The sequence below is a fragment of the Bacteroides sp. 1001302B_160321_D4 genome (assembly GCF_015667765.1).
GTDB lineage: Bacteria > Bacteroidota > Bacteroidia > Bacteroidales > Bacteroidaceae > Bacteroides > Bacteroides xylanisolvens.
This window is the reverse complement of record NZ_JADPLO010000026.1, coordinates 31298-49767: the sequence shown is the minus strand read 5'-3', so window position 1 is coordinate 49767 and position 18470 is coordinate 31298. Positions and strand designations below refer to the sequence as shown.

The following is an 18470-nucleotide window of genomic DNA, read 5'->3' as shown; positions in this document are numbered from 1 at the left end:
GGTAGGAATGTATAACTTTAAAAAGAAAATCAGATGAAACGAATCTATACATATATGTGTCTGTTGCTTTTGTCGGTATTATCGTTTGCCGTTACAGGTTGTGATGACGATGATGACGACGATGTGGCTAAAGACTTGATAGAGTTGATTGTGAACAAACCGGTAATACGTATCGGGCAGAATGAGGAAGCCAAAGTGAATGTAGTGGTTGGAAACGGAAACTATACCGTGAGAAGTTTCAACACTGCCATTGCAACGGCTACCGTTTCCGGCGAATTGATAACTGTAAAAAGTGGCTCACAGAATGGGGCCACTACCGTCGAAGTAATGGATGGAGAAGGAGTAGTTGCCAATATTTCTGTGAATGTAGGTGTATTTGAATTGGAAGTGAATGAACCGGAGGTGATCTTGGAAGTTGCCGGTGAAAAGCAACTGATTGTTAGCATGGGAAACTTTTCCAGCAATGATGAATTGTCTTATGAGGTGGAGGATGAAACGGTTGTCAGCATGGTTAATACAGATCAGTTCCGTCCTTTCTATACTTTGACAGGTTTGAAGAACGGACATACAACAGTGACTTTTACAGACCATAAAGGAAAACAGGCAGTGGTTCAGGTGACGGTAAATCCGATTTCTATCGATGTCTCCAACCTGACACCGAGAGTGGGAGTCAACAATAAGATCATGATTACGGTAGAAAAAGGGAACGGAGGTTATAGTCTGACAGCAGAGGATGAAGAGATTGTAGCTATTCAGCAGGTGGATGACACTCGTTTCAATTTAATAGGTAAAAAAGCGGGTATCACTACCGTGTTTGTCAGAGACGAAGCGGAACAGGAATTAAGTCTGACCGTTACGGTGGTACAGGCAGATAAAGTAGCGAACCTAGGTAGCGGTAATTACTTTAAAGTACCGTTTGAATATAATGGTACGGCAGATGAATCGCTAAAGAATTTGAGTACGATCACATTTGAGGCTCGTTTCAATATTGAGTCGTTGAATGGCAATGACAATGGAAATGCCCGGATTAATACGGTGATGGGTATAGAGAAGAAATTCCTGCTGCGTGTCGACGTGCATAAGGGAGGAAGCAATGATGAAGAACGTTTCCTTCAGCTTGCTGCAGATGATAAAGGTAGTATTCGCTATGAGGGCTCTACTAAGATAGAAACCAATAAGTGGTATGATGTGGCTGTGGTATTGGATAATAGTAAGAGCGGAAGCGAACGGATTGCATTGTATGTAAATGGTGTCAGAGAAACGCTTCAATTATCAAACGGTACGCCGGATGATTTGAAAGAGATCAATCTTACTTCTGATTTCTACATCGGCCAGTCTGATGGTAAACGCCGGTTGAACGGAGCTATCAGTTATGCCCGTATTTGGACAAAAGCCTTGTCGGATCAACAGATCTCCGAGCAGAGCGGCAAGTTGTTGAGTGAGGATAAGGATGGAATGGTAGCTAATTGGTTATTCAATAATGGAAATGGTAATACCAAGACATTTGTGTCCTTGGCAGGAAAGAGCTTCGAAGCAGAGGCGGCAAATATTGTTTCAAGTTGGAAAACAGATCCGATATTGGAAACAAGTACTCCTACAGAATAATTGTAAGAAGATAGGATAATAAAAAAGCCATCCCCGGAATAGACGAAAGTAGGGATGGCTTTTTTTGTAGTGTGCTTACTATTCTTCGGCAGACTATGTCCTGCATGTTGTTGGCAAGGTTATTCCTTGACAGGCTCAGCCGGTTTGTCTTTTGATGTAGTGTCTGTGACAACTGTATCATTGACATTGGCGGCGAGTGCAACCAGTGATGCCTTTGCAGGCGCGTCTTCTTTAGTTACAGTATCTTTTACTACTGTATCATTGACAACTGTTGCATTGATTTCTGTCGGGGCTGTCACAGCTTCTGCAGAACTCTGAGCCTTTACAAGGAATGAACCACCACAAACAAACATAAACATTGCTACTACTAATACTAATTTTTTCATAATCGTTTGCTTTAATGATTATTAGACATATGTTTTCAATTCTCTACCTTTGTGTTAAGGAATCGGTTATTGCTTTTCGCTAACGCCTAATTAAAGATCAAAGCGCGTGCCAAAATTAGATAATGTATGATAAGTGATTGATAAATAAGGGAATGAGGAAGATGATGCCAATTAGGATAGTGGGGAAGTATGTGTGGAGTGTGTGGAAACTGTGGCGGGGAGTGTGGAATAATTCCACACTCCCCGCCACAGTTCTTTTATTTAGGTAATCTATTTACTTAATTTCATCCGGCCAGGGACAAGGTTTACCTGTCGCTTTGAAAGTCGGTCGTTGTGCATCTACTTTTCTTAGAAAGTTGCCCAGCTCTTTAGAAAGTTTCTTCACGATGTCCGGATGCTGTGCACTAAGGTCGTTGCTTTCTCCTATATCATCAGGTATGTTGAATAACTCTTTCTTTCCTGTTCCATAGTAATAAATCAATTTCCAGTCACCGTTTCGAACGGCACAATTAAAGTTGATTCCGGGACCGTCATTTCCCCAGTTGTTAGGCATATTCCAGAAAAGACTCCGACCCTTAGCTAGGTTGCCTGTCTGTTTCAGCAGAGGGATGAAACTGATACCGTCTATCGGTTGAACTGTCTGGTAGTTCTTGACACCTGCTATTTCAAGAATAGTAGGGTAGAAGTCTTCTATCAACAAGTAGTTGTTGCATTTGCTTCCCGGAGCTACTACTCCCGGCCAACTGACAATCATCGATTCGCGGATACCGCCTTCATAAGTAGAACCTTTACCACTGTTCAATGGATAATTCTGTGTATGCAGCTTGCCGTCACGCCATCCGGATTCGGATGCAAGTCCTCCGTTATCACTCATAAAAATGATAATAGTGTTGTTGGCTTCTCCATTCTTTTCCAGCCAGTTCATTAAATCACCTAAACTTTTATCCATTCCTTCAATCAGTGTGGCATAAGCAGCTTCATGGTCTGTCATTCCTTTTTTCTTGTACTTCTCATAGAAGCGCATATCTTTGTTCAAAGGAATGTGGATGGCATATTGCGACATATACAAATAGAAAGGCTGATTATACTTTTTCGCTTTATCCAGTGCTTTAATGGCTTCCAACGTCAATGCTTCAGTTACAAAGGTTTCCGTTCCCCAATATTTCTCTAATCCGGGAACAGACATCAGTGATACCGCTTTCCCATCTTTGGTATGTCCGTAGTTCTCTTCTCCCAGGTAACTGGCAAGTCCACCGGCCGCATGTCCGGCAATATTTACCTCGAATCCCCAATGATGCGGATCTTCCCCTGGAGTATCTATCGCTCCGAAATGGGCTTTTCCACAATGTATAGTATGATAACCGCTGTTCTTTAGCAGTTGCACGAAGGAGGTTCCTACGAAAGTATGATTAGTGCCGGACACTTGACTTACTCCATTGTAATTCCAGTCAGGGACTGCCAGAATGCTATCTTTACGGTCTGTCATTGTATTCTTTTGCAGCGTCCAGTTAGTTACTCGGTGACGTGCGGCGTTTGTTCCGGTGATGAGGCTGCACCGGGTAGGAGAACTGATACTGTTGGCATACGCTTGAGTAAACATCATTCCCTGTTTGGCTAACCGCTCCATATTGGGAGTCTCGTACAATTCGTTATAGTGTGTTTTCTGTGTCCAGAATGGGAGTGAAGTATCCTGCCATCCCATATCGTCTACCATAAAGAGAATGATATTCGGACGTTTGTCCGCGTGTTCTATTTGCATATTGCTTTGTGCTTGCAGATTGGTTGCAGCGAGTGGCACAAATGCAAGGGGTAATAATGTTTTTTTATTCATGGGGGTCATTTTATTCTATGGAATATGCATTAAAATTAATAATATCTGGTAATGCGATAGATTCGGTTAAAGATAAGTTCGAGCACTACAAAAAGGAATCATTTCTCACCGTGATGAGAATAAATACTCATAGGCATGAGAACACTTGAGAAAATGCAAGAATGTAACTTGTTACAAATCAATATTGTATAATTTCAATTTATTATATAAAGTCTTTCGATCAATATTCAGTAATTGTGCTGCTTTACTCTTATTGTTTCCTGTTTGGCGTAGCGCCTCCAAAATATGCTCTTTTTCAGTCTCTTCATTGCGTAATGCAATGCTCGTATTGCTGGATGCAGGAGTTTCTAAAAGCTCGGTCCCCAATTCCAATAAAGTAATGAAACTGCTTTGTGCCAATAAAGTTGCTCTTTTGACGATGTTCTTCATTTGGCGCAAATTTCCCGGCCAATGATAATTCATTAAAGCTTGCGATGCTTTTGCATCGAAACCAATCAGGTGTTTATCCAGTTCCTTGTTTGCCTGATCGAGGAAGAAATTGGCAAAGAGCAGAATATCTTCTTTCCGTTCTTTCAGATCGGGCATACGGAGGGTAAATTCATTGATACGATGATAAAGGTCTTCACGGAAAGTACCTTTTTCAATGGCTTGTTCCAGATTCTCATTGGTGGCAGATACCAGACGAATATCTACCGATATCTCCTGTGTAGAACCTACCGGACGTATTTTTCTCTCTTGCAAGGCACGAAGCAGTTGTATCTGCACTTCATAACTAAGGTTTCCGATCTCATCCAGAAAGATAGTACCACCGTTGGCTGCAACGAAAGCCCCCGTTTTATCTGTCAGAGCACCTGTAAACGAACCTTTCACATGACCGAAAAATTCGGAAGCAGCCAGTTCTTTGGGGATAGAACCACAATCTACGGCAATAAACGGTTTATCGTTTCGTTTGCTAAGTTGATGAATACGGTGCGCCACATACTCTTTTCCTGTTCCGCTGGAACCGTTGATAAGTACGGACATATTGGTCGGAGCTACCAGACCTACATAATTGTAGAGTTGTTTGGCTGCATCACTTTCTCCTTCCAGATAAGCACGATGATTTTCTGTTGAATCTTTAGATGAAGTAGAAGCACCTTTTTTAGAAGAAGATTTAGCAACGTTATGAGTAGCAGGACTCTTTTCAGACTGCAGACATTCAGAAATTTTCTTCAGTAATTCTTCCGGATTTACCGGTTTGGCTATATAATCACGTGCTCCCAGTTTCATTGCCTGTACGGCGGATTGTATATCCGCATAGCCAGTCATGATGATTAAAGGAATGTCCATGCCTTGTTCATTCATCCATTTCAGCAGATCGATACCTTCGTGGTCGGGTAGTCGCAGGTCTGATAAAATCAGATCGACGTTTTGGCTTTCGATATGTTTTCGGGCGCGGGCAATATTACTCACTGATGATACTTCAAAGCCCTTTTTGCCTAGCCAGGTTTTTAGCATCATTCCAAAAGTGATATCATCTTCAACGATCAATATGGAGCTCATCATGTCAGGTTTTGATTCTTTTAAGTCACAAAGGTAAGAGGATTTAGGCGAAAGTGGTATATTTGCAAACTTAAATTAAATAAAAGTGTTATGAAAAAGATTCTATTGATAATATTAACCATATCGTTTTGCGGACTTACTGCCTGCAAAACCGGAACAAAAAAAGGAGGAGACATGGATAAAGAAATGTTGGTAAAGATTGAGACAACTGTAGGAGATATCGAGGTGAAACTATATAATGAGACACCGAAACATCGTGATAATTTTATCAAACTGGTGAAGGACGGTGTTTATGAAGGCACACTGTTTCATCGTGTTATCAAAGATTTTATGATTCAGGCTGGTGACCCGGACTCAAAGAATGCACCGAAAGGAAAAATGCTGGGTACGGGAGATGTAGGTTATACTGTTCCCGCTGAATTTGTATATCCTAAATATTTCCATAAGAAAGGTGCCCTGTCCGCTGCCCGTCAGGGAGATAATGTGAACCCGAAGAAAGAATCTTCCGGTTGTCAGTTCTATATCGTGACAGGTAAGGTGTTCAATGACTCTACCTTGCTGGGTATGGAAAGCCAGATGAATGAGAATAAGATTAATGTTATTTTCAATACGCTGGCACAGAAACACATGAAGGAAATTTATAAGATGCGAAAAGCAAATGACGAAAACGGTCTTTATGATTTGCAGGAAAAGTTGTTTGCAGAGGCACAGGAAATGGCAGCTAAACAACCGGAATTTCATTTCACTCCGGAACAGATTGAAGCCTATACAACGGTGGGAGGAACTCCGCATCTGGATGGCGAATATACTGTGTTCGGCGAAGTAGTGAAAGGTCTGGATATTGTGGATAAAATCCAGCAGGTGAAAACCGACCGTAGCGATCGTCCCGAAGAAGATGTAAAAATAACAAAGGTGACAATACTTGACTGAAATATATGAAAATCAACAGGCATATTCTTGATAATGGGTTACGTCTGGTACATTCGCAGGACGAAAGTACGCAGATGGTTGCCCTTAATATATTATATAATGTGGGAGCTCGCGACGAAGATCCCGAGCATACTGGTTTTGCCCATTTGTTCGAACACCTGATGTTCGGAGGGTCGGTGAATATTCCCGATTATGATATGCCGCTTCAATTGGCGGGTGGAGAGAATAATGCCTGGACGAATAATGATATAACCAATTACTACCTCACTGTACCTCGTCAGAACGTAGAAACCGGCTTTTGGTTGGAATCCGACCGGATGTTGAGTCTTGATTTTAGCGAACGGAGTCTGGAGGTACAGCGGGGAGTAGTAATAGAAGAATTCAAACAGCGTTGTTTGAATCAGCCTTATGGGGATATCGGACATCTTTTGCGTCCTCTGGCTTATCAGACGCATCCTTATCAATGGCCTACTATCGGAAAAGAGTTGTCGCATATTGCCAATGCTACGCTGGAAGAAGTGAAGGCATTCTTTTTCCGTTTTTATGCTCCTAATAATGCCATATTAGCTGTGACCGGTAATATCTCTTTCGAAGAGGCGGTTGCTTTGACAGAAAAATGGTTCGGCTCTATTCCTCGTCGGGAAGTTCCTCAACGGAACCTGCCACAAGAACAGGAACAGACGGAAGAACGGCGGCTGACGGTAGAGAGAAATGTTCCTCTCGATTCTTTATTTATGGCATACCACATGCCTGCCCATTGCCATCCGGATTATTATGCATTTGATATTTTGTCGGATGTGTTGAGCAACGGACGTTCCAGCCGGTTGAACCAGCGTTTGGTACAACAGAAACAATTATTTTCGAGTATAGATGCTTATATTTCCGGCAGTGTAGATGCGGGGTTATTCCATATTAGTGGTAAACCTTCGGCAGGTGTCACCCTGGAACAGGCGGAAGCGGCAGTGCGGGAAGAACTGGAACTGTTGCAGCAAGAATTGGTTGACGAACAGGAACTGGAAAAAGTGAAGAACAAATTTGAGTCCACCCAGATATTCGGCAACATCAATTATTTGAATGTGGCAACCAACCTGGCTTGGTACGAATTGCTTGGCCGGGCGGAGGACATGGAAAAAGAGGTCGATCGTTATCGGTCTGTCACGGCTGAACAATTGCGGGCGGTAGCTCAATCTGCTTTCCGTAAGGAGAACGGAGTAATACTATATTATAAGAAACAACAAAATTAAATTCTCCCTTTTTATAATCTATCAGTGAAAGGGGAAAGTCCCTTTGCCTGAAAATGGAGATACGTTTAGGTAACGGAAAAGTAAATGAGACATATTTATAGTACATATAAAGAGCATTATAAAGCACTAATTTTTCTCGGACTGCCGATTGTGATCGGTCAAATAGGAGTAATCGTTCTTGGATTTGCGGATACGTTAATGATCGGGCATCATAGTACGATTGAGCTGGGAGCAGCTTCCTTCGTCAATAATGTGTTCAATCTGGCGATTATTTTCAGTACGGGTTTTTCGTATGGGCTGACTCCCATTGTGGGAGGTTTGTATGGAACCCGCCAGTATGCCCCTGCGGGACAGGCTTTACGCAACAGTTTGCTGGCAAACCTGATGGTTGCATTGCTGCTGACTGTCTGTATGACTGTTCTTTATCTAAATATAGAACGTCTCGGACAGCCGGAAGAATTGATTCCCCTGATTAAACCGTATTACCTTGTTTTGCTCGCTTCACTAGTGTTTGTCATGCTTTTCAATGGATTCAAGCAGTTTACAGACGGAATTACGGATACAAAAACCGCTATGTGGATATTGCTTGGTGGAAATGTCTTGAATATCATAGGAAACTATATCCTGATTTATGGAAAGCTCGGATTGCCCGAGTTAGGTCTGTTGGGAGCAGGTGTCAGCACGCTGTTCTCGCGTATCGTGATGGTGATTATATTTATCATCATCTTTATGCGTAGTCCGCGTTTTGTCCGCTATAAGATTGGCTTTTTCCGTTTGGGATGGTCACGAGCTGTATTTGGGCATTTGAATGGTCTCGGATGGCCGGTTGCTTTTCAAATGGGAATGGAGACAGCCTCCTTTAGTCTAAGTGCGATCATGATCGGTTGGCTGGGTACTATCGCTCTGGCTTCTCATCAGGTTATGCTGGCTATTTCGCAGTTTACATTTATGATGTATTACGGTATGGGTGCTGCTGTGGCTGTTCGTGTCAGTAACTTCAAAGGTCAGAATGATATCATTAATGTACGTCGTTCTGCCTATGCAGGTTTTCATCTGATGATGACATTGGGCGTTGTGCTTTCTTTGATTGTCTTCCTTTGCCGGAATTACTTGGGAGGCTGGTTTACCGACAGTCAGGAAGTGGCTGCTATGGTGACCTCTCTAATCTTCCCTTTCCTCGTTTACCAGTTTGGCGACGGACTGCAGATTACTTTCGCCAATGCTTTGCGTGGAATTTCAGATGTAAAACTAATGATGATTATCGCCTTTGTCGCCTATTTCATTATTTCTCTTCCTGTAGGTTATTTCTGCGGCTTTGTCATGGGATGGGGAGTAGTAGGTGTCTGGATGGCATTTCCTTTTGGTTTGACGAGCGCAGGATTGATGCTTTGGTGGCGTTTTCATCACATGACGAAACTCCCCGAACCTCACCCCAAAACCTGATGCTAAATACTTGATAATTAAAACTTAATACTTAACCCCAATGGCTTCCTTCCGTTTTACAAAGTTGAAAATAACCGCCGGTTACACTTTGTTGCTGGCGATCCTCCTTTTCTCGCTGGTGTTTGTACATCGTGAGATGGAAGCATTGTCGGCCGCCGACGATCAACAGAATTTAAGAACAGACAGTTTATTGACCCTTCTCCATGAGAAAGATCAAAACACGATTCAGATGTTGCGGGTGCTAAGTGAGGCAAACGACAGCCTTCTCTCTGCTTCGGAAATCGAAGAAATCATATCCGAACAGGATTCTGTGATTACCCAGCAACGGGTACAACATCGGGTCATCACCAAACGTGACTCGTTAATCACTACTCCTAAAAAGAAGGGATTCTTCAAACGACTCGCCGAAGTGTTTTCCCCTTCTAAACAAGACAGTGCCGTATTAGTAAATACATCGTTGGAAGTAGCCACTGATACCATTCTCCAACCGACCACTTCTAAAGATTCTCTTCAGCAGAAAATCCGCATGGCTACCGAAGAAAAACGGTTGCAACGGAGGAAAACAATCCGGCGTACCAGTACAAAGTACCAGCGGATGAATACGCAGTTGACGGCACGGATGGATAGCTTGATTAAACAGTATGAGGAAGAAATGACCTTGCGTGCCCGTCAGGATGCCGAACTTCAGCAGGAAGTGAGGATGCGGTCGGCACGTATCATCGGCGGTATCGCGGTTGGTGCCGTACTATTATCGGCTTTTTTCCTGATATTGATTATGCGGGATATTTCCCGTAGCAACCGTTACCGCCAGCAATTGGAGGTGGCGAATAAACGGGCGGAAGATTTGCTGATCGCCCGTGAAAAATTAATGCTTGCCATTACCCATGATTTTAAAGCTCCGTTAGGCTCAATTATGGGATATACCGAACTCCTGTCCCGATTGACAGAAGATGAACGGCAACGATTCTACCTCGACAATATGAAAAGTTCTTCAGAACATTTATTGAAGTTAGTCAGTGACTTGCTTGATTTCCACCGGCTTGATCTCAATAAAGCGGAAGTGAATCGCGTAACCTTTAACCCTTCCCAGCTATTCGACGAAATTTATGTCAGTTTCGAACCTTTGACCGCTGCCAAAGGTTTAGCCTTGCAATGTCACGTCGTCCCGGAACTGAATGGAAGATATATCAGTGATCCTTTGCGACTCCGGCAAATTGTGAACAACCTTTTGTCCAATGCCGTAAAGTTTACTCAAAAAGGAGAAATTAGCCTGACAGCCAGTTATGATTCTTCTAAGTTAACCATCGCCATTGCCGATACAGGAAAAGGAATGGCATCAGAAGATCGTGAACGTATCTTCCAAGAATTTACACGTCTTTCCGGTGCGCAGGGGGAAGAAGGTTTCGGACTCGGACTCTCTATTGTGAAGAAATTGGTAACTTTGCTTGAAGGAACCATTGACGTGCAAAGCACATTAGGAAAAGGGAGCTGTTTTACTGTAACTTTACCTCTTTATCCGGTAGGTAAATTCCTTGCAGAGAGCGAATCTCCGGAAAGTGAATCTTCGGAGAATGAAAGTCCATACGCTCTCAAACAGTCGGCTGCCATTCCTCCCATGAAAGTCATTCGTGTGCTTTTGATTGATGACGATAAGATTCAGCTGAATCTGACTGCCGCCATGTTGAAACAGCATGGTATTGATGCAGTGTGCTGTGAACAGCTGGAACAGCTGATTGAACAACTTCGCTCTTCCGTCTTCGATGTATTGCTGACAGATATACAAATGCCTGCCATTAACGGGTTTGATCTGGTAAAACTATTACGGGCTTCTAATATACCACAAGCAAAAACAATCCCTGTTATTGCTGTGACTGCCCGTAGTGAAATGGATAAAGCCGCTTTACATGAACATGGTTTTGCCGGTTGTTTGCATAAACCGTTTACAGTAAAGGAATTGTTGCTAACAGTAAATGAAGGTCAACTTTCGGCCGATGAAGCGCATATAACAGAAGATATGCAACTAAATGTAAATGCCCTCACTTCTTTTTCGGAGGATGATCCTGAAGCTACACATTCCATTATCCAAACATTTATAGAGGAAACACAAAAGAGTGCTGACCGGATGGTGCAGGCATTAAATGCTAAGGAGGTGGATGAAATAGCTGCAATAGCTCACAAACTTCTTCCTCTTTTTACATTGATTGGAGCTGGGAATGCTGTAATTCTACTGAGTTGGTTGGAGGCAAGGCGTGGGGAGGACTTTTCTACGGAAATAAATGAAAAGGTTGAGAGCATTCTTCAAGAAATTCAGAAAATCCTGAAAGAGGTAAACGGTGTAGAGTGTTCGAATATTCTTAATTCTGAAATATGATTTAATGTTTATTTATTGTTTTTTTCTATCGTTTATTTCTATATTTGCTGTCTAAAACTTGCTAAATGATACGTGAGCCTGGTTTTTCTATTAATCGGAAAGATATATTTGAAAGATTGTTCAGTGATTATTACGGGATATTAGTATGTTATGCTCAAAAATATACGAAACGTGAAGATATAGCTGAAGATATCGTACAAGATGTATTTGCATCTTTGTGGGAAGAAAATCGTATATTTCCTTCGCAAGCGAATTTTCGTTCATTTCTTTATATTTCGATAAGAAATGCGGCTTTTGATTATTTGCGACATCAAAATGTAGAAAGTCGTTATATTGAAGAAGCTTTGACTGCAAATCGTTTCTTGTCGGATGATTCTTTTCAGAAAGAAGAAGTTTTTCGCTTACTATTTAAACAGATTGATTTACTTCCGGAACGTTGTCGGGAAATATTCTTGTTACATCTGGAAGGTTATGATAATGATGCTATTGCTAAAAAATTATCGTTGTCAATAGAAACTGTTAAAACTCAAAAGAAACGTGCAATGAAAACTCTTCGGAACAATCTGAAAGAGAAATTGCAAAAAAAATATCCAGATACCTCATTTTTTATTCTTTTCTTGTACCTCGATTTATATCTATAATCGTTTGTGTAATACAAATGATAATTAGATAGTATGGAGATTGAAAAACTAATTGTTAAATACTTGGTCGGGTGTTTATCTAAAGAAGAAGACCAAATTCTAAAAAAATGGTTGCAAGAGGATGAATCTCATCTGCGTTTTTTTCAGAAAATCAACTTGGATAAGACTGCTGTTGAGGATTATCGTCAATATCATCGTTTTGATGCTAAATCGGATGAGGCTTTCCGTAAAGTATGGACCTCTTTACATAAGGGAACTAGAAGGATATCAACGCAAAGAAAAATAGGCTTTTTTTCTCGTCGTTGGTTGAAGATTGCTTGTGCTCTACTGATATTGCTATTTTCTGTAGGGGGAGGACTCTATTTTTACTATGAGGCATCACGAATAACTCCTGGAGAGTCAAAAGCAATATTGACTTTAGAAGATGGTAGTGCTAAACAATTGAAAAAATCAGGGCAAGAACATTGGATTTATATAGGTGATACACCTATTGCAAGAGAGTATGATGGGATGATTGTTTATCATATCCCAGAAACATCAAAAGTGGAAATAAGTCAACAGAATACTTTGTCTGTTCCTCGTGGAGGAGAATTTCGATTAACTTTATCAGATGGAACAAGGGTACATTTGAATTCTTTATCAGAGTTGAAATATCCGGTTAGTTTTAAAGGTATGAATGAACGAACTGTAGAATTGAAAGGGGAGGCCTTTTTTGAAATAGCGAAAGATTCATTACATCCATTTAAAGTAGAAACTCAAGGAATTTTGATACAGCAGTTTGGGACGGCGTTTAATGTGAAGTCTCGTGTGAAAGGAAAAGTTGAAGTTGCTTTAGTGCAGGGTAGCATTGGAATTTATACTCAATCTCAAAAGTTGCATAAACTATCACCAGGACAGCTAGCCATATGGGATGCTTCTACGGATCTTTTATCAGTTGAAAATAAAGATTTGTTATTAAATACCGCTTGGCATTCTAATCGTTTTATTTTTTATGATGAGAGTCTGGGAAGTCTGATGGAAGAACTTGCATTGTGGTATAATGTAGATGTTGATTTCTTAGATAAATCATTGAAAGAACTTCATTTCACAGGCAGTTTATATCGATATGACGATATAGCTGTCATTTTGAATGCTATCGAAGAGACAGTAAATGTTGACTTTAAGATTTCCGGACTTCGTATTAAAATTGATCGGAAGAATAAATAATAATATATAAGTGATTATGAGAATTCTAATTATTATAATGTTGCTATGTACAACATTAGTCCCTAATTACCTGTATGCCATTTCTCATGAAAATTATAGTGAGGAATCGTTCTTGTTCGTTGGTGAAGATTATATGCAAGAGAATTATAAGGTAACGTTACATTTGAGTGGTGTTTCTGTTAGTACATTGTTTAATGAGATCCAAAAACAGACCAAACTGGATTTTGTTTATAATACAGAATTATTGGAGACTATAACACCGATTTCCGTTACGGCAGAAAAGGAATCAGTTTTTGATGTTTTGAATCGTTTGTTTAATGGAACAGGTTTTATTTTTAAAAAGTCTGGCAATATTATCACTGTTAATAAAAAAGAAGAACTACAGCAGGATGATAAATTCTTAGTAACAGGAGAAGTAAAGGATGATACCGGTGAACCATTAGTCGGTGTAACTATACAACAAAAGGATACTCGTAATATTACGATAACGGATATGGATGGACGCTATTCAATTCAAGTGTCTAGTAAGGCAGAGGCTTTTTTAACTTTTTCATTTGTGGGGATGAAAACGAAAACAGTACCCGTTAAGGGAAGAGTACTTAATGTAAAACTTGTTCAGGATGCGATTTCTATTGATGATGTCGTGGTTGTAGGAGCGTATGGTACAGCACAAAAGAGGCTAGACCAAGTCGGTAGTGCTTTTCAAGTGAATGCTGACCAGTTAAAAGCATTACCAGCTTTACGAGTGGATAAAATGTTGGATGGCTTGATTCCGGGAGTGAAAATTGATCCGAATACAGATTCACCGGATAATACACGTGCACGTTACAATGTAAGGGTTCGTGGAGATGCTTCTCTATCTGCTTCGAACGAGCCATTGTGGGTTGTGGATGGGACTCCTATTTATACAGGTGAACATACTAATTTGATTCCTGGAATGAGTACGACTATCAGTCCGTTATCTTTTATCAATCCTGATGATATTGAGTCAATAACAGTATTGAAGGATGCTACGGCAACTTCCATTTACGGAGCGAATGGTGCAAACGGAGTCATATTGATAACAACTAAAAAAGGAAAAGAAGGTGACTTGCGTATTCATTTAACGGCTCAATATGGAGTTGCAAAGATTGATAAGAGTACTAGTCCGAAAGTTCTGAATGCCAATCAATATCTAATGTTAGCTAAGGAAGCTTATCAAAATGCAGGGAACGATTTAAAATACTTTCCCTATACTGATAATGAAATGAACAAATACAGCCTTACAAATACAGATTGGACAGATGTGTTTTATGATACCGCTAATACTTTTCAAACAAATTTATCTTTAATGGGAGGGGCTCGGAATACAGCGTATTATTTATCAGCTTCTTATTTAGAGAATACAGCAACGGTGAAAGGGAATAAACAACAGCGTTTTTCTATTCGTTCTAATTTGGATTTTACTTTTCTTCGAAAGTTTAAGGTCTCGGTTGATCTTGCTACTTCTTATAATGTGAATGATTTGTTTAATCCAGGAAGGGATTATTATGAGTACTTACCGATATTCGAACCATATAATGAAGATGGAACTTTTCGTCTTTACAATAAGGTTATATCCGGAAAAGAAACGGATGGAAGCCCTAAATGGTCGGAGAACCGTTTCTTGAACAGTGTAGCGGAAAGGGAAGAGAATATTTATAATCAAAAGACTTTATATACGAATGCCAATTTAATGTTGAGATATGATATTCTTTCAGGGTTATCTTACACAGGACAATTTGGTGTTGATTATCAGTCAGGTAAGGAAGAAATTTATTATGCTCGTACTAATTGGTCCGGAATGACGAGCGCTGATGGTCCGATAGGTTATTCCACTAGAAACTCATTAAATATGATGAACTGGACTACTGTACATCGCATTAATTATAAGCAGTCTTTTGATAAACATGATATAAGTGGATTATTGGGGATTGAGGCTGGTTCACAGGACTATGTGACACTTGGAGTTACAGGGTCAGGCTTCATTAATGATCATATTCAAGATGTGTCTTATGCAAAAGAGCGTAAAGGGACTAATACTAGTAAGACGAAACGCAAAGCTTCTATGTTAGGGCAGCTTAGTTATTCTTACGATCATCGATATTATGTGACATTAAATGGACGTAGAGACGGAAATTCACAATTTGGGTCAGATGTACGCTGGGCTAATTTTGGTTCTATAGGAGTTTCTTGGAATGTTCAGAATGAGAGTTTTTACAATATTCCATGGATGAATATTTTGAAAATAAAAGCTAGTTATGGGGCAAATGGAAATTCCCGCTTAGGTTCTCAGGAAGCTCTTGGCTTATATTCTTATGGGGAAAGTTATTCTTATGCAGGAGAAATAGGTGGTGTTATGTCGGGCTGTCCAAACAGCCGTTTGAGTTGGGAAACTACTTATATGACAAATATAGGTGTTCGTGTACGCTTGTTCGATCGTTTGGATATAGAAGTTGAAGGGTATCATAATAAGACAACTAATTTGTTGAGTAATTTAGATGTTTCTCGAACGACAGGTGATACTCGTGTGTATAGAAATGTAGGAACAATATTAAATAAAGGGATTGAAGTGACTATAACTAGTCACAATTTCCGGCCGAAGAAAGATGGTGATTTCAGTTGGTTAACTGATCTGAATCTAGCACATAATAGTAATAAACTCTTAGAGCTATATAATGGCATTCAGAAAAATATGGGTGAGATGGTTTGGAGGGAAGGATATGACATACATACATATAACTTAGTGCGCTGGGCTGGAGTTGATCCTCGTGACGGAGCACCTTTGTGGTATGATGCAAAAGGGAATATAACACGGATTTACAGTACGGATAACCGTGTCCCGTATAAGAGTTCAACTCCTGTCCTAGCTGGTGGCTTGACAAATACTTTAACGTACAAAGATTTTAGTTTGCGCTTTATGTTCAATTATTCAATAGGAGGCTACGGATTTACATCTTTCGGTAGGGCAAGTAATTCGGATGGGTTGAATATAATGACGGAAAATCAGTCTATTGACCAGTTGAATCGTTGGCAAAAATCCGGCGATTTAGTGCTGAACCCTAAACCAATATGGGGTGTCTCTACTCAGTCGGTGATGAACTCTACCCGTTATTTGTATAACAAAACTCAGGTTCGTTTGCAGAATCTAGTATTTTCCTATCGAATTCCCCGGACAATTCTACATTCGACTGGCTTAAAAGATTGTTCTATTTCTTTAATTGGAGATAATTTATGGGTCTGGACCCCTTATTCGGGAAAGGATCATAATTCTTATAAAACATGTATGAGTGGTTATCCGATGGAAAGATATTTCTCGATAGCACTAAATGTAGGATTATAATTAAATAGGTTTAAGATAACATGAAAAAAAGAATATATCTACTAGTCGGTGCTTTATGCATCATTATGCAATTGGTTAGCAGTTGTACCAATTTTTTAGAAGTTGAAGAAAAAGGAAAAACAACAATCCCTTCATTCCTTTCAGATCCTGACGGACTTAATGCAGGGCTGGTTGGCGCATATAATAAGATGTATGCTTATTATGACAATGAGTTTACAAAATATCCGGATGTTGCCGGAAATATGTTGTCAATGAAGTATGTCTCTGCAGGAGCAGATATGCTTGATCAGTATAATTTTACTTCTGATGCTTTACAAGAGACAGGAGCTGTAGGGTATATTTGGCGTAAAATATATGAAGCCTTGGCAAATGTGAATAATGTAATTCAATATCAGCCTCAGGTGATTTCAGCTTATCCGAATGCAAAGGATATGTGTCAACGTATTCTCGGAGAAGCTTTATTCTTGAGGGCATTGTGCCATTTCGATTTATGTAGGGTATATGCACAACCTTATAATTACACGTCAGATGCTTCACATTTAGGAGTTCCTATTCTATTAAAAACTCCAGGTCCCGATGATAATGTTTCCAGGGAGAGTGTTAAGAAAGTATATTTACAAATTTTAGCAGATTTGGAACGAGCTGCCGATTGTTTCAGGGGCATTGAATCAAGTGGAATATATTATGCTTCTTTACAAGCGGTCAACGCATTATATTCGAGAGTCTATTTGTATATGGAAGATTGGAATAACGCCCTGAAGTATGCAAAACTGGCAATTGGGACAGGGAAACTGTCTCAAGGAGATACCTATTTAAATATGTACCAGGATCTTTCTACTACGGGAGAAGCTATCTTTCGATTGAATGGAATAGATCAATCAGGAAAATTAAAGGCTTTTTATGATGCTTCCTGTGTTCCTGCAGATACATTATTTACGTTGTTCGATGAAGGAGATATCCGTCTTGGCTTACTTAGAAATAAAGATGGAATAGCTTATTGTTCCAAATATTATTCTCTAAAACAGCCAGATAATCAAGTGAATAGGGATGATCCATTTGTTTTCCGTCTTTCCGAAATGTATATGAATGCTGCTGAAGCAGCTTGGCATCTGAAAGATTATACAGCTGCTTCCGGATATCTTAAATCTATTTTGGAGCGTGCTGTAGATACAGACTATGCAGTCAATACACTTAGTCAATATTCAGACGCAAAACTGATACAACTGATAGAGAAGGAACGTGTAAAGGAACTCTGTTTTGAGGGACATAACTTCTTTGACATTATACGCTGGAAGCAGGATCTTAAACGTGAGGAAAATACGAATTCTTCAGTGGAAAAGATCGTTTATCCTAGTGATTATTTTGTATTGCCTATTCCGCAAGTAGAATTGAATGCGAATACAAATATGCAACCCAATCCGACAGTAAACAATTAAAAATAAATCATTTATGAGATCACTATACTTTATATTACTAATAAGCTGCCTTTGGGCATGTACTACTGATGAGAAAGAGCCTTATGATACGCCTTTTATTCATATTATGACAGATAAAGGTGTATCTAAAGTTATTGTCAAGTCGGATGTGAATAACATTAATACTTATAGTGTGTATCTGAGTTCGAAACCTCTGACTGAGAATCTGGAAGTGAACTATCAAGTCATAGTAGGAGATGGTCTGAAATCCGGTGTTGATTTTGAACTGGTAACAAAGGGTAGTACATTAACTTTTCTACCGGGTATTTATGATATGCCCATACGCATCCGATGGATGCCAAATCATTTAGATGAGAACAAAGACAATACAATAACCATTCGTTTGACTGGCAATAATCAAGGACTGACTATGGGGCTTCCAGGTCCCGACGGTTTACAGCGCGAACTGGTGATAGAGAAACAGAATTAATGAAG

13 protein-coding genes are annotated in these 18470 nt (G+C 40.0%); 10 read left to right on the top strand and 3 right to left on the bottom strand.

Annotated features, from left to right (window positions below):
- The first annotated feature begins 33 nt into the window (after positions 1-33).
- On the top strand, positions 34-1605 hold the full coding sequence (locus KFO40_RS11900) for a LamG domain-containing protein (RefSeq protein ID WP_022276192.1): 1572 nt from the start codon (positions 34-36) through the stop codon (positions 1603-1605).
- A gap of 119 nt (positions 1606-1724) precedes the next feature.
- On the opposite strand, the gene KFO40_RS11895 is transcribed toward KFO40_RS11900, so the two are convergent.
- The 3 genes from KFO40_RS11895 to KFO40_RS11885 all read right to left on the bottom strand — a co-directional run bounded on the left by KFO40_RS11895 (position 1725) and on the right by KFO40_RS11885 (position 5367).
- Complete coding sequence (locus tag KFO40_RS11895) at positions 1725-1991, bottom strand: hypothetical protein (protein ID WP_004299920.1); 267 nt, start codon at positions 1989-1991, stop codon at positions 1725-1727.
- A 274-nt stretch (positions 1992-2265) separates the two neighbouring features.
- Positions 2266-3822 (bottom strand): sulfatase, encoded by a 1557-nt coding sequence (locus KFO40_RS11890; RefSeq protein WP_211146392.1) that lies wholly within the window; start codon positions 3820-3822, stop codon positions 2266-2268.
- A 171-nt stretch (positions 3823-3993) separates the two neighbouring features.
- Positions 3994-5367, bottom strand: a complete 1374-nt coding sequence (locus KFO40_RS11885) for a sigma-54-dependent transcriptional regulator (RefSeq protein ID WP_004304936.1) — start codon at positions 5365-5367, stop codon at positions 3994-3996.
- 87 nt (positions 5368-5454) lie between these two features.
- Here KFO40_RS11885 and KFO40_RS11880 point away from each other — a divergent pair, with 87 nt between their 5' ends.
- The 9 genes from KFO40_RS11880 to KFO40_RS11840 all read left to right on the top strand — a co-directional run bounded on the left by KFO40_RS11880 (position 5455) and on the right by KFO40_RS11840 (position 18465).
- Positions 5455-6294 carry a peptidylprolyl isomerase gene (locus KFO40_RS11880; protein ID WP_211146391.1) on the top strand — a complete coding sequence of 280 codons (840 nt, stop codon included), beginning with the start codon at positions 5455-5457 and terminating at the stop codon, positions 6292-6294.
- Between the two features lie 5 nt (positions 6295-6299).
- Positions 6300-7538, top strand: coding sequence for a M16 family metallopeptidase (locus tag KFO40_RS11875; RefSeq protein WP_117684364.1), 1239 nt, complete (start codon positions 6300-6302; stop codon positions 7536-7538).
- A gap of 84 nt (positions 7539-7622) precedes the next feature.
- Positions 7623-8981, top strand: coding sequence for an MATE family efflux transporter (locus KFO40_RS11870; RefSeq protein ID WP_022199757.1), 1359 nt, complete (start codon positions 7623-7625; stop codon positions 8979-8981).
- 40 nt (positions 8982-9021) lie between these two features.
- The gene (locus tag KFO40_RS11865; RefSeq protein ID WP_074708151.1) at positions 9022-11352 is read left to right on the top strand and encodes a hybrid sensor histidine kinase/response regulator; all 2331 of its coding nucleotides are present in this window, start codon (positions 9022-9024) and stop codon (positions 11350-11352) included.
- Between the two features lie 65 nt (positions 11353-11417).
- Entirely contained in the window at positions 11418-11993 is a 576-nt protein-coding gene (locus KFO40_RS11860; RefSeq protein WP_004304929.1) for an RNA polymerase sigma-70 factor, read from the top strand.
- A gap of 33 nt (positions 11994-12026) precedes the next feature.
- On the top strand, positions 12027-13199 hold the full coding sequence (locus KFO40_RS11855) for a FecR family protein (RefSeq protein ID WP_004324638.1): 1173 nt from the start codon (positions 12027-12029) through the stop codon (positions 13197-13199).
- A gap of 16 nt (positions 13200-13215) precedes the next feature.
- Complete coding sequence (locus KFO40_RS11850) at positions 13216-16560, top strand: SusC/RagA family TonB-linked outer membrane protein (protein ID WP_004304927.1); 3345 nt, start codon at positions 13216-13218, stop codon at positions 16558-16560.
- A gap of 20 nt (positions 16561-16580) precedes the next feature.
- Positions 16581-17996, top strand: coding sequence for a RagB/SusD family nutrient uptake outer membrane protein (locus KFO40_RS11845; RefSeq protein ID WP_004324639.1), 1416 nt, complete (start codon positions 16581-16583; stop codon positions 17994-17996).
- Positions 17997-18009: 13 nt separating this feature from the next.
- Positions 18010-18465, top strand: a complete 456-nt coding sequence (locus tag KFO40_RS11840; protein ID WP_004304925.1) for a hypothetical protein — start codon at positions 18010-18012, stop codon at positions 18463-18465.
- The last annotated feature ends 5 nt before the right edge of the window (positions 18466-18470 follow it).